Raw genomic sequence first — 545 nt, forward strand, 5'->3', positions numbered from 1 at the left:
AATGGCTTCGTCCGGCATTTCTCCGTGAGAAAATAGAGTTTCAGGATAAATTGCTCCTACAGATTCTTCTTCAATTGCTGCCAGCTCTACTAAGAAAGTCCACATGCTGATGAAGTCGTAAACATATATAATTTTGGTATTTTCTTTATCTAAAATACTGGATAACGGATAATCGTTCATGGTTCTGATCTCGCCAGGAACATCTCCAGTATCAAAAAGCGGAATTTCATCTTCCTGATTCCAGGTTGCATCACAAGTATAAAACGAAGCTACCTCTGATCCGTCAAAACCAAAAGCGTTAAAGATGGCATTGTGTAAATCTTCAAGTGTGTCATCTTCAAGAATTGCAATGTCTCTGAAAATATCTTCTTCGGCCTCTAGAATAACTCTAAATTTATAAACCATAATCTTTGTTTTTATTGAGAGGTCAAAGGTAAAATTAAATTAACTAAATACGAATCTGTAATGATGATTTGTTGAAAAGATTTTCGTCTGGATTTTTATTTGAAAAATTTACCGTAATGCACGCTAAGTTTTTTTGTATG

1 protein-coding gene is annotated in these 545 nt (G+C 34.3%); it reads right to left on the reverse strand.

Annotated elements, in window-relative coordinates; all coding sequences use genetic code 11:
- Positions 1-405: IS1096 element passenger TnpR family protein (locus tag ABEB23_RS18220; RefSeq protein ID WP_348814142.1), on the reverse strand; the 405-nt coding region annotated here is incomplete at its 3' end.
- Positions 406-545: the final 140 nt, after the last annotated feature.

This window comes from Flavobacterium maritimum (genome assembly GCF_040049085.1).
Lineage (GTDB): Bacteria > Bacteroidota > Bacteroidia > Flavobacteriales > Flavobacteriaceae > Flavobacterium > Flavobacterium maritimum.